Annotated in this window: 9 protein-coding genes; 2 read left to right on the top strand and 7 right to left on the bottom strand. The window is 61.1% G+C overall.

Going from position 1 to position 12,571, the window contains the following annotated elements; all coding sequences use genetic code 11:
* Nucleotides 1–98: 98 nt before the first annotated feature.
* From repC to MED193_RS01475, 4 genes are all read right to left on the bottom strand, one after another.
* Nucleotides 99–1,379 carry a plasmid replication protein RepC gene (repC, locus tag MED193_RS01490; RefSeq protein ID WP_009807853.1) on the bottom strand — a complete coding sequence of 427 codons (1,281 nt, stop codon included), beginning with the start codon at nucleotides 1,377–1,379 and terminating at the stop codon, nucleotides 99–101.
* A 226-nt stretch (nucleotides 1,380–1,605) separates the two neighbouring features.
* A complete protein-coding gene (locus MED193_RS01485; protein ID WP_009807852.1) occupies nucleotides 1,606–2,628 on the bottom strand; it encodes a ParB N-terminal domain-containing protein in 1,023 nt (340 codons plus the stop codon).
* Nucleotides 2,625–3,980: a ParA family protein gene (locus MED193_RS01480; protein WP_009807851.1), complete on the bottom strand. Its 1,356-nt coding sequence runs from the start codon at nucleotides 3,978–3,980 to the stop codon at nucleotides 2,625–2,627. The genes MED193_RS01485 and MED193_RS01480 overlap by 4 nt, the downstream gene beginning before the upstream one ends.
* A gap of 208 nt (nucleotides 3,981–4,188) precedes the next feature.
* Nucleotides 4,189–4,527: a DUF736 family protein gene (locus tag MED193_RS01475; protein ID WP_009807850.1), complete on the bottom strand. Its 339-nt coding sequence runs from the start codon at nucleotides 4,525–4,527 to the stop codon at nucleotides 4,189–4,191.
* A gap of 637 nt (nucleotides 4,528–5,164) precedes the next feature.
* Here MED193_RS01475 and MED193_RS01470 point away from each other — a divergent pair.
* Both MED193_RS01470 and MED193_RS01465 read left to right on the top strand, forming a co-directional pair.
* Nucleotides 5,165–5,506 carry a type II toxin-antitoxin system RelE/ParE family toxin gene (locus tag MED193_RS01470; protein WP_039965720.1) on the top strand — a complete coding sequence of 114 codons (342 nt, stop codon included), beginning with the start codon at nucleotides 5,165–5,167 and terminating at the stop codon, nucleotides 5,504–5,506.
* Nucleotides 5,503–5,796: a DNA-binding transcriptional regulator gene (locus MED193_RS01465; protein WP_009807848.1), complete on the top strand. Its 294-nt coding sequence runs from the start codon at nucleotides 5,503–5,505 to the stop codon at nucleotides 5,794–5,796. Before MED193_RS01470 ends, MED193_RS01465 begins: the two co-directional genes overlap by 4 nt.
* An 8-nt stretch (nucleotides 5,797–5,804) precedes the next feature.
* Here MED193_RS01465 and MED193_RS01460 read toward each other — a convergent pair whose 3' ends face one another.
* The 3 genes from MED193_RS01460 to MED193_RS01450 all read right to left on the bottom strand — a co-directional run bounded on the left by MED193_RS01460 (nucleotide 5,805) and on the right by MED193_RS01450 (nucleotide 12,468).
* Nucleotides 5,805–6,716: a DUF2493 domain-containing protein gene (locus MED193_RS01460; protein ID WP_009807847.1), complete on the bottom strand. Its 912-nt coding sequence runs from the start codon at nucleotides 6,714–6,716 to the stop codon at nucleotides 5,805–5,807.
* 311 nt (nucleotides 6,717–7,027) lie between these two features.
* The gene (locus MED193_RS01455) at nucleotides 7,028–8,074 is read right to left on the bottom strand and encodes a toprim domain-containing protein (protein WP_009807846.1); all 1,047 of its coding nucleotides are present in this window, start codon (nucleotides 8,072–8,074) and stop codon (nucleotides 7,028–7,030) included.
* Nucleotides 8,071–12,468, bottom strand: coding sequence for a strawberry notch-like NTP hydrolase domain-containing protein (locus MED193_RS01450; protein ID WP_009807845.1), 4,398 nt, complete (start codon nucleotides 12,466–12,468; stop codon nucleotides 8,071–8,073). The genes MED193_RS01455 and MED193_RS01450 overlap by 4 nt, the downstream gene beginning before the upstream one ends.
* Nucleotides 12,469–12,571: the final 103 nt, after the last annotated feature.

The raw sequence follows: 12,571 nt of genomic DNA, 5'->3' as shown, positions 1-12,571 counted from the left end.
ATTTCCAGTTGCGGAAGCATCGGTTTTCACTGCCTCTCGCCTGCGGCTCGAACGCGAAGAACCGATCCTCATTGGCAATGAAAACTGGAAATGCTGCATCACGCTGCCTGCTCGCTGAGCCTACCATAGAAGCTCCGCTCCAGATGCAGCTCCCCTGCCCCAGCTTTCTCGACCATGCCGCGCAGATATCCGCCCGGCGAAGCAACTTCACCAGCGCTGTGTTTCTCGAAGACGAGCGCAAACGCGGCCGTGGCCACCTGTGTGCCCAATCGGTCCTGCGCCACGTTCCAGGCATGCTCCGAGATCCCGATCATTGGCCTAAGTTGCCCCGCAACCCGGTGTAGATCGCCCCAATCCTTCAGGAATCCACCCATATTGCGCGCCCAGGACGCGAATTCCGGACAGGCCTGCATGATTGTCGGCAGATCGAGCGCTGTTCGCTTCTTGCGTACCTCGGCAACCCAGTCTTCCAGCTCTCTATCAACCCGCTCTTCGGGTTGGGCATTGGGCACCACACCCGCCGCTTCCTCTCTTTCAGAGGAATTACTAATTACAGGATTAAGTTGTTTTGTAATTAGTATATGAGGTTCAGAATTGACCTCCCTGGGGTTCATTTTTTGAGTCTTCTCCATGACTTGGATATCGTTATTACCGGTGTTTTCCACAGGTTTCACCGCGCCAGTCGCTTTGAGATAGGCCGCCTCAACCCGTTCCTGGAGTTCCTTGAACCATGTGAGCAAGCGCACCAGCTGTTCGGACGCTTCGTGTCGGCGCGGTAGCCGGTCGAGAAGCTCCTCGAAAAGCCCCGTGAATTGGCTCCAGGGCCCACGCAGCGCGCTGCTGAGAGCTGCCTCGATCCGGGCTCGGATCATCCGGCGCGCCACAGTGATCTGGCGCTTCAGGCGCTGGCAGAGTTCGCGCTCGGCCTGCAAATCGGCATGGAGCTCCTCGAACTCCTCAACACGGGCTGAAAGCGGCGACAGATCGAAGCCATAGGCCTCGACGATCCGCCCCTCTGCGTCCCTGCGGCCCCACCGCTTGCCATTGGGGCTATCCTGGAAGGAGATCACGCCGATCTCAGCAAGGCGTCGCGCGTGGCGCTTGAGGGCAGACCGCGAAAAACCCGTTTGCTCCATCAGATAGGCGTTCGACGCCCAGACGATCGGACGCTGCCCCTCATCCCAGTCCTGGGCCTGGGTGAACGCCCCGAGCGTGTCGAGGAGCATCATGTCCCCGGCCTTCAAGCCGATATGTGCCCCCACGCGCTTGAGTGCCACGAAGGCCCGTGTTTTGGGTACTGCTACCCGTTCACCGGCTTGGGCAAGTTGCTCAGCAACCCCAAGACCCGGCGTCGGCTTGCGCCAACCTGTATGTTTCATGCCTGTATCTCACCTCCGGTTATGTGGAGGCAAAAGAAAGCCGTTCGCTCAGGAGCGTTCGTCGTTGACAGTGAATCCTGCGAGACTTATCTTGAAGGCGACCAAACCATTAAGATCAGCTCTCAGGCCACACCGCTTGGGGGCTTTTCTTTTGCCTTTGCTTCGATTGTCGTTCCTTTTTGCTCCTTACCTCGTCGTTCCGGAAAGTATGCCGCTGGCATTGTCGTCAGTCGGAATCCTTCCCCGAACCTTCGGCGCTCAAGTAGTCGGCGACTAAGTCTCCGAGCTTCTCGAGACGCTCTTGGTCAATCGGCACACCTGCAACCTTGATGGATAAGTTCCCATCGACTGAAGTCGCCGAAAGATTTCGTTTGCCCACCTTGCGTTTGACCGTGAGCTTACTGGGCTTTGCCTTCGGTTTTGGCTTGGAGGTGTTCACCCTCTCCAAGCTCGCCAAGGCTCCTTGCAAGTCGCGAAAGCTCATGTCGTAGACATTCTTGAACGCGTTCAAGATTTGATCTTGCGCAGCGAAGACAGACCTTGCTCGCGAGACTAGGCTCTCATGCACGCCAATTTTCTTTGCGAAAGCCACAGCTGTCAGCTTGTCTTCGCCAGAAGCCAGCGTTTCATACATTTCACCAATCGAAACCAACCGCTCAAATGGGCTAAGATTCTCGCGCTCCTCATTCTCGCGGAACCGCAGAAACAACATCTCAAACTTGCTGTTCTCGGCGTTTCGCGCGTCCGGCGAAGCTAGGATTGCACGAAGGGGTAAACCCAGCTCCGACGCAGCAGCCAGTCGGCGGCGTCCTGTAAGCATCACAAATGGAACGCCAGTGACGTTCGACGGCTCCAACGGATCCGGCTGCCAGTCCGGATCCTCGGGCCACACCAGAATGGGTGTGTCCTGCCCGTTCGAGGCAATGCTGCTTACCAGGGACCTGAATGCTTCCTGAGACATCCAGTCTTGACGGCGGTCGGTCCCCATCGGATCTGAGATCTGGTCTGGCGACAGGCTTATCTCGTGGCGGCCGTTAAGGATATCCGAACAAAGCTCGGCTCTGCTTCGCTCCACGGCGGCTTGCGACTGCGCAAGCGCCCCTGATTTCCAAGCGCTGCCGGCCCCCTTGAAAGGAGTGGAAACAGCATCACCCGGTTCTGCCCGGCCTTCGGAACCGGGCGTGCGCTCCTTGGATGCGTCAGGGTTGGTAGCCTTGCTGACCAACGACCTAGGAATACTGCGTTTCATGCTTCGCCCTCGCCGTCATCTTCGTAGAATTCGTCCATCCATGCATCAGCGTAGCCGCGTTCGAGTCCTGGCCAGAGCCGCGATACTATGGCGTCATTCACGGCATCGGCATTCATGATGAACCGGTTGATCCCCTTGCGCTTTCCCGGCGTGTCCGGCTCATACTCGTATACGGACTGATAGACGTCTGACGCATTTGAGATCGCGTCGGAACGCAGATAAAACACCGGCAGAATTTCCGTGGGGCAATGTTCTAGCAGGTTTCCGATGTGGTTAAGGTCCTGCGCATTGGACCGTTGGACGATTGTCGGCAACAGCATGTTCGCACCGGTTCCGATCTCGATCCTTTCATGGGCCAGAATGTGCTGAAGCATCCCCAGCAGGCCGGTCACAAAGGTCGACAGCGTTGCGATGTCGAACCCCTTCATGGTTTGCGGGATGACCAGAGAAGTCGACGCAATCACGTTATTCAGCTGGAAAAGTGTCAACGCGGGTTGATAGTCGATTATGATGACATCGAGGGTCTCGGTCAGCGCAGCATCCAGCCGCTGCTGATCGACCTTGCCCTCGACTACCAATTCGTTGGGCAGCGTCTTTGGTGGGTGCCCCGCCTTCCACCGATCAATGGCATCGCGCAGGTAGCGATAGAAGCTCTTTCCGGAGGGGGCCTCGCGCACAAGGCGCGCAATCTGAATCTCACCCTCAGACGTTTCGCCATGTGCCGGCAGCAGACGCAGCCCCGGCCACGAGGTCTTGAGAAAGAAACTGTCGAGCGTCTGCGCATCGTGATCGGTGTATGGCGCATCTTCAGACTGGAAGAGGCCGGCAAAGTCCACCATGGAGGCGGTGTTCTCGTCGGGCATCTGGGGAAGACCCTCTCCCCCGACGAAGTAGAGCGTTATTGTACTTTGCGGGTCGGCATCCATGACACCAACACGCATGCCGTAGTGCAAACTGAGATACTGGGCGAAATGCGCGGCGCTCAGGCTTTTGGCAGTGCCGCCTTTCTGGCTTGCAAATGAGATGACGGGCAAAGGTGCATCAGGCTTCCGCCAGGCCAGGTAATCGTACGGCCGCTTTGCCGAGGCCGCCAGAAGGGCCCGCATGTGCATCAACTCGGAAAGCGTGAAAACGCGCTCTCTTCCAACATATTCGCCCGCAGGAAAGTCGTCGCTCGAATTGGCGAACTTGGTGAGATACTGAATACTCACGTTCAGAAACCTTGCGCACTGGCGCATGGACCACGTGCGCTTTATGCGCTGACGCAAGGTGAGTTCCTTGTTCACTGCCACCATCGTGCGCTCAAGCCCACGTGACAGGTCCGTCAAAAACTGTTCTAGACTACCGCTCATTCCTAAGTCCTGACTTCGGTTGGGTCCGAGTTCGACTCGATTCTGCTTCGATGGTAGCACGGTTTTGGAAGAAAGATAAAGATACCACGCGCCTATGGGTTTCAGGCGCTTATTTTGAAGCTCCACGACCCCAAAACTCCAATCTTGAACGCGTTCAAGATTGGAGTTTTGATGGGCCGATCGGCAGGGAGCCGACCGGCCCTAGCCGTCACGCGACGTCTTTCGGACCCCAGGGGATGACGGCCTGTAGGGACGGATCGTCCTGGTTCGCGGCCTTGCCGAGGTTGGCGTTGAAGCCGTGATCGCGGATGGTCAGCGTGTAGTAGTCGGCGCCGGTCTCCTTGTTCTGCTTCTTCCAGATGCCGCCGCACTCGACCAGCTTGCCGCGCGGAGAGCGGCCGAGGACGCGGTGCGTGGGGGCCATCGGGTTCGTGCTCGCGACGGGTTCGACCGTGATGTCGAGATCAAAAGTCAGGGTCGAGATGGAGCCTGTGCCCTTGGCGGTTTCGATGTCGGTGCTGGTGAATTTGATGCAGTTCGTGGTCATTGCTCTTCTCCCTGTTTGCGTTGCAATGATGGTCACTTTGCAGCTGGCCAAGGCCCGGCCACACCGAAGGCGAAGCGTAGCGGAGAGGGGCAGGCGCCGGTCTTTTTGCCTCGCGAGGAATGACCCACAGGGTCAGGGGAAAAAGATCGGTGACAACCCTTGTGGGCGGGACGACAGCTGCGACCAGCATGTCATGCAACTCAGACATCGGGAGAAGTGCGGTGGCCTCGAAGGAAGGTGAGTGAACAGACGAGGGAGATGCCAGGGATCTTGGCTCCCTTCTAAACTGATCGCTGATAAAGACAAAACCCAGACGTCAAAGTCGCATCCACAGGATCACTACCGCGCCCATTGTCTTCGCTGAAGCGCCCAGGATGCAGATGAGTACTCGAGGCGGTCAGAGCGTGGAACGAAAGGCCGGGTCGTCACGTGACACCGCAACCATCCAATCGCCCGATATGACTGCCCGGCTGGTCGGTTCGGTCAATACATACGACAGGACACTTGGCCATTGGTCGCCGCAACCAACTGAAAGGGCATACTGCCCGACTCTTGCAACCGTCGCTGACTTGCCCTTCCAGTGTGCATGCTATACGTCATTGACACATACGCCGCCGAAACCTATATGGAACTTCACATGACGCGATTGCAAACAGTGGTCGAACTGCCCGAATTCCAAAGGCGCGCCAAGGCAATCATGTCGGACCAGGAACGTGAGGCGGCGATCAACTTCATTGCCGCCAATCCGGAAGCGGGCATTTCTCTTGGTGGCGGGTTACGCAAAGTCCGCATCCCGAGAGAGAGGAGCGGCAAGAGTGGCGGCTTCAGGACGGTGTATGTCTTTGGCGGGACCCATATGCCGATCTTTCTGATCACGGTCTTCGCCAAGAATGAGAAAGCCAACCTGTCGAAGACCGAACAGGCTGCTGCGGTAGAGATGAGCAAGGCGCTTGTCGCGAAATATGGAGACGCAACATGAGTGCATTTGAATCCGTATCCAAGGGCCTGGAAGAGGCGCTTGCCTTCGCGAATGGCGACTTAGCAAACGCGAAGGTGCATGAAGTTTCCGTTGCTGAAGTCGATGTCGCCCAAGTTCGGCAACGGACTGGCCTGTCCCAGGCTGAGTTCGCCAAGAGCATTGGCGTCGCGAAAGGTACGCTGCTGAACTGGGAACACGGGCGTCGGCAACCGACAGGCCCGGCCCAGGTTCTGTTGGCCCTGATCGCAAAGAAGCCTTCTGTTGTGCAGGACCTTTTGCGCGGGGCGTGAACCGGGGCCTAAGCCCCGATCCTCTTGATGCGGATCCCGAGCTTGCGGGCCTTGTCGACAATGTTCTCGGTGATGCCCGAACCGGGGGTGGCGATCAGACCCTGAGGCATGGTTTCGAGCATCTTGTCGTTGCGCTTGAAAGGGGCGGCCTTGCCGTGGCTCTTCCAGTCGGGCTTGAAGACCACCTGAGTGACACCACGGGTATCTGCCCAGCGAGCCGCGATCATCTCTGCGCCTTTGGGCGTGCCGCCGTGCAAGAGCACCATGTCGGGGTATTTCGCATGGGTGGCATCGAGGACGGACCAGATCAGATCGTAAGCCTGATAGTCTCCACCCGAGAAAGCGATCCGCGTGCCTTCGGGGCAGTGTACCTCGGTCTCCTTGCGGCGCTTGGCCGAGAGATAGGCCCGGCTGTCCACCACGGCGGAGGTGAGACCGCGATGGGAGACCTTTGATCCGGTGCGGGGCAGCCAGGGTGAGCCGGTGGCGGCCGAGAAGTGGTCCACGGCCAAATCGCGCATCTGCTCGAAGGCGTCGCGATGGTCCCAGAGTTTAAGCCCGATCATCTGGAGGCGCTCCAGCTCGACCGAGGCGACCTCGGAGCCGTCCTGGACCGCCAGACTTTCCCGGACCTCGAATTCGTTATCGTCGAGAAGCTTCTGGATATGGGTCAGTCGGCGATGGAAGATCGAGGTCAGGGACCAGAGCATCTCTTCGAGATTGTCTTCCAGCTGGCTACCGTTGAGAAGGCCGATGGTGGTCTCGAAGAGGGTCGCCATGGCGAGGTCGACTTCGTCAGGCTGGGGCAGGGGGCGATGATCGGTCTCGCCGGGCCCGGGCGTTGCGCCGTGAAGCGCCAGGTGGTCGAGGATGGCGGAGGTTGCGCCGGTTTCCTCTTGGATGTCTGTCTGATGGGGCATTGTCTGGTTCCTCTGTTTGATCTGACCCGATTTGGATGGGGCGATAACAGGACCGGCGGCGACCGGGCCGCATCCGTCAGGATCGGAGCGCAGCGGAGAATGTGACCCGGGCCGGAAAATTGTCCCCGCGAGGAATGGCCCGCCACGGTCATGTGGTGGGGCAGGGGAATTTTCTGGTACGGGGCGCATTGCTGCCCGGGCGAGGAGCACTCAGCTCCGACCCGCCGGTCCATCGCTCCCCTTATCCAAACGGGATCAGATCGAACCGGCGGAACCTTTGCCCTGTCGGGCGTCACAGAGGGGGCTGGCGCTCACCTGTCCTCGATCTCCAGACTTTGTGCTTTCATGGCCCCTAACAGGGACCGGCGCAGCGCATCCTTGCCAAGAGCCCGCAGATCGTCGTTGAAATCCCCCATGGTCGGCACGAGATCACCACAGGCAATTCCTAGCGATTCCCAATGGTTACGCAATTTCTGTGATGCGTTACGTCCAGCTTCGTCATCGTCCCGCGCGATCCAGATACGCTTGATCCCCGGCGGCGGGATGAAGAGACCAAGATGTGTGGCGGTGAGACAGGAGGCGAGGTCGAACTCCGGCAGAGCCGTGCCGACCGAGAGGGTGTTCTCGAGACCTTCGCCGACGATGAGGTCGGAGCGCGCCTTGCCCGACCAGAAGCGGATGGCATGGCCGTGCAGCTGCCCGAGGATCCGTTTCGGGCTCTCGATCGCGGCCAAACCGCCGGTGGACGGGTCGAGATAGAAACGAGCGCATCCGGTGATCTGGCCCCGATTGTCGGTGATTTTTGCGAGCAGGGCAGGGGCACTTTGCGGCGGATCGGAATCGTCCTCGCCCCGCCACAGGAATATCCGCGGGTGATAACGCAGGGCCGGACCCAGCCGCGTGATACCGCGCGCTTGCAGATAGGTGGCAGCCAAGGTGCCAAGCACCGGCTTGCCTACGGCAAAGAGCTTCCGCGCTCGCGCAATGCGTTTGCCGGAGGCGGCATCCGGGGGCTCGGGGTTTCGAGTGGCATGCGGAACGGCAGGGCAGGGGGCTTCGCCCAGGAAGGACCGAGCCTCCCTCAGCGTTTCCTTGAGCGTGACCGAGCCAAGTCGCTCATGCAGCAGGTCGATCAGGTCGCCATACTCTCCCGTCGCGAAGTCTTGCCATGACCCGGCTTTACGACCACCCTGCGCCTGCAGCCGGATGGCGAGGCTCTGGCCCTTCGCGCCCGAGGTATCGCCAACCTGCCAATAGTTGCCCTGCCTGCGCCCCTCGGGGAAATACTGGCGGCAGAAACTCTCGGCGCGATCAGCCACATCGGCCGAGAGGTCTGCGATACTGCGACGCGCGTTCATGCGGCGGTACCCGCTGCGCTGGTTCCAACCGGATGTTCGGAGAGCACCCGTGCCAACACGTCGGTGCCGTCCACAGGGATGAACACCCGCGTCTTCCACTGGATCACCTCGGTGAAACAACCCATCGCTTTCAGTGCGGGCAGGACCGCGCCCGACGCGCCGATGAGCTCAAGCCTTGGCTGTCCCATCACCAGCGACCGGCGCAGCTGGTAGCCACCAAGCAGGTTCAAGGTCGTCTTCGCATGCATCACCGCAGCAAAGACCTCTTGAGGCGTCATCTCGATCTGACAATCGAGCCCGAGCCGCGCATAAACGTTCAAGAGCTGCTCCTGGCTGACGAGACGCCCGATGGCGCGTTCCCCATCTTCGGTCTGAAGACGGTAAATGCGCATGTTGTCCGAAGGGAGCCTGTCCCAGATCGGCAGGAGAAGCCCACAGATCAACGTGATCTTCGATGTGGTAAACTTCGGCACCGCGTCGACCTCGGCCTGCCAGAGATGCTCGAACATCGCGTCATCGATCTCCTCCCAATGCGATCTCGAGAACTCGGAAAGGGCGAGGATCTCGGTGGCCATGGGTCGCAGAAGCTTCACCCGCAGGATCGGCACGCCATCCTCGTCCATGAAGGCCGGCGCCTTCACCATCAGCGCCGCACGCTTGGAGGTCTTGTTCCAACAGAGCGTCGCACCCTTCATATCGGCGCAGATTGCTTTGACGCGGGGCAGGGTCAGCGGATCGTTGCGATCCGTGCGTTCCACCGTCAGCGCAGTCGCCGTCGCCCCCGTCGCCTCGTGCTCGAAGATGACCCTGCGGTCGGTGATGACGAACTTCTCTGCGCGCAGGGTCTCTAGCCCGACATCGAGCGTGCCTGCCTGACGCGCGTCCTCGATGATCGCCGAAAGAAACCCACCAAAGGCCTCGAAAATTGCGTCCTGCATGTCGATCCTCAGCGCAAGGCAGCGGTTCAGGAACTGCCGGATCGGCGGCAGATTCTCTTTCATCGTGCCGTCCGCCTCATCGAGCGTCAGCCCGGTCATCTCCTGGAATTTGGCGTAAGAGCAGGCCTCGATCTTGCCCGCACGCAGCTTGTAGAAGAACTGCCGCAGCGCAGCGCGTGCGTAGGGACTCTCAAGGTTGTCCTCGGCGCGGAACATGTTCTGCCCGCCGGTCTCGCGTTGCCCCTTGGTGATGGCACCGAGCGTGTCGAGGCGGCGGGCGATGGTGGAGAGAAACCGCTTCTCACCTTTCACATTGGTCGCGACGGGGCGAAAGAGCGGCGGCTGCGCCTGATTGGTGCGATTGGTGCGCCCCAGCCCCTGGATCGCATTGTCCGCCTTCCAGCCGGGCTCCAGAAGGTAATGCACCCGCAGGCGCTGGTTCTTGGCCTCCAGATCGGCATGATAGCTGCGCCCGGTGCCCCCGGCATCGGAGAAGATCAGGATGCGCTTAGCATCGTCCATGAAGGCCTGCGTCTCGCCGAGGTTGGAGGAGGCGGCGCGGTTCTCGACCTTGAGCCGCCCTTCGCGCGTTTTCACGATGCGCCGCTTGCGCCCCGTGACCTCGGCCACCGCGTCCCCGCCGAAATGCCAGAGGATCTGGTCGAGCGCACCCTGCAACGGGGCGAGGGCACCCAGATGCTCGACGAGCTCATCCCGGCGCCGCTCAGCCTCGCGGCAGGTAATCGGGTTGCCATCCGCATCGAGAGCGGGGCGCGAGCGCAGATCGCCATTCTCGTCGGTGTAGGGCTCGAAGAGCTGCGTCGGGAACGAATGCATCAGGTAGTCCATGATGTTCTCCCTCGGCGTAAAATCGACCTGCAGATCATCCCAGTCCGAGGGCGGGATCTCCTCGAGGCGGCGTTCCATCACAGCCTCGCTGGTCGAGACCACCTGGATCACCGCCGCATGACCCGCCGCCAGGTCCGCCTCGATCGCGCGGATCAGCGAGGGGCATTTCATGGCGGTGATGAGATGATTGAAGAAGCGCTGCTTGTTGCTCTCGAAGGCTGAGCGCGCGGCGGATTTCGCCTGGGCGTTCAGCGTGCCGGTCTCGGAGGAAATACCCGAGGCCTGAAGGGCCGCCTCGAGGTTGGTGTGAATGATCTGATAGGCGTCGGCGTAGTTGTCGTAGATCGCGACCTGGGCGGGGGTCAGGTCGTGCACCAGCATCTCGTATTCGACCCCGGCATAGGAAAGGGACCGCGCCAGATAGAGCCCAAGCGCCTTCAGGTCCCGCGAGATCATCTCCATGGCCGCAATGCCCCCGGCCTCCATCGCGGCGACAAACTCGGCCCGCGTCACGAAGGGGAAATCTCCCGTACCCCAGAGACCGAGGCGGGAGGCATAGGCGAGATTGCCGACAACCGTCGCCCCGGTGGCCGAGACGTAGAGCACGCGGGCATCAGGAGCCGCGTTCTGCAGTGCGAGGCCGGCGAGACCTTGCTGCGACGCCTTCTTGTCGCCGCGGTCGGACTTTTCGCCGGCGGCGTTCGCCATGGCGTGGCTTTCGTCGAAAGCGATGACCCCGTCGAACCCCTCGCCGAGCCAGGACGTCACCTGGTCGAGGCGGGAGGCTTTCCCCTCGCGTTCGGCCGAGCGCAGCGTGGCATAAGTGACGAAGAGGATGCCCTCGGGCAGGCGGATATCGCTCCCCTGACGGAACTTCGAGAGCGGCACGATATCGCTTTCGCGCCCACCGAGCGCCATCCAGTCGCGACGCGCATCCTCGATGAGCTTGTCGCTTTTTGAGACCCAGGCCGCGCGGCGGCGCCCTTTGAGCCAGTTGTCGAGGATGATGCCCGCGACCTGCCGCCCCTTGCCGCAGCCGGTGCCATCGCCGAGGAACCAGCCCTTGCGCAGGCGGAATGCACCCTCGTCACCCTCGGCGGCTGCCATCAGCTGGCCTTCGATCTCGCCGCGTTTGAACCAGCCCTTCAGATGCGTCTCGTGGGCATTGCCCGCATAGATGACGCTTTCGAGCTGCGGCGCGGAGAGGAGACCGTCGGCGACAAGAGTCTTCGGCAGGACGGGGCGGTAGGTCGGGACGGGCGGCGGGACCGAGGCCATGGCAGCAGATTGCACAAGTGCAGTGGGATGCTCCACCGCGCTGTCGATCCTGATCGCCTGAAGGTCATAGGCCTCGTAGACCGTATCCTGCAATACGCCGTCCGGTTCACTCCAGGCTTTCGGCAGATAGTCGAGCGGGGCCATCTCGATGTCGTCAAACGGATGTCGCGCGCGTTCCTCGGCGAGGGCACGGGTTTCCTGGCGGGCGGCGTTGCGCAGGGCATGGAGGTTGGTGCGGGTCGGGCGGGTCGGCACCGACAAGGCCGAACTGGTAGGGCAGGGCGGGGGGCTGCGGCGCTCGGGACAATGGGTCAGCACGGCGGAGAGAAGAGCGGCCGTGGTCGCGCAGGTCGGATGATAGGCGCCATCGATGTTGACAGGTGCGGTCTCGCCTTCGCCCATCGCGCGCTTGTCGATCACCGTCAACCGGGTGTCGATCGAAGTGCCATGCCGCGAAAAGACCTTGCCGTCGATGGCGGCGGAAAACACCACCTCTGAGCTCTGGCCTATCCGCTGGAACGTCGACTGGAAGCACTTGGTGGAGGGACGGAAACTCTCGCCGGTGATGACAAGGAGACGCCCACCGGGCGCGAGGCGAGCAAGGGAAGACAGAACATGTTGGCTGGTCGCCTGCCGGAACTGACCTTCGACATGGTTCGCAGCCGAAAACGGCGGGTTCATCACGATGACCGAGGGCGTGATCGACCTATCGAGACGGTCGTCGATCGACGCGGCATCGTGATCCGAGACGACTGCCTCCGGAAAGAGTTGTTGCAGCAAATTGCGGCGGGTTTCGGCAAGTTCATTCAGCGACAAACGCGCACCTGCGATACGGGCGAAGATCGCCAGCATGCCGGTGCCTGCGGAGGGTTCCAGAACCAGGTCGTCACCGCGAAACCCCGCCGCCTGCGCAACAATGGCCGCGAGCGGAAGAGGGGTCGAGAATTGTTGCAAGCGCACGCTGTCTTCGGAACGCCGCGTGTGCGACGGCGCCAGACCGGCGAGATGTTCAATCATGTTGAGGAAGGCGTGCGGCGTGGCCGCTTGGCGTTGCATCAGCGCGCCGTAGCGCGAAAGCATCAGGATCTGGGCCACCTCAGCGGCCTCATAGGCGTCTTTCCAGACCCAGGTGCCACTGGTGTCATTTGCGCCGAAAGCCTCTTCCATGGCGGCACGAAGGGCGGCAGCGTCGATAGACCTGCCCGCTTCGAACAGAGGGAGGAGGGTTTTCGCAGCCTGCATCAGTTGCTCGGCGAAGCCTGCAGCCGCGGGCAGGGCAGGGGCTTCGGGCTCGGTTGCAAGTTGGACGGAATGGGGGTGAGCGTTCATCGGCAATCTCCGGGGTTGTGGGTTGGCCCCGAGCCCCGCGCGCACTCTCTCACCCGGGAGGGGTCACCCCTCCCGCCCTGCCTCTCGCTCTTTCATGGCCTCG

Source organism: Roseobacter sp. MED193 (assembly GCF_000152965.1).
Lineage (GTDB): Bacteria > Pseudomonadota > Alphaproteobacteria > Rhodobacterales > Rhodobacteraceae > Pseudophaeobacter.
The sequence above is the reverse complement of the archived record's forward strand: the minus strand, read 5'-3'. Positions and strand labels throughout refer to the sequence as shown.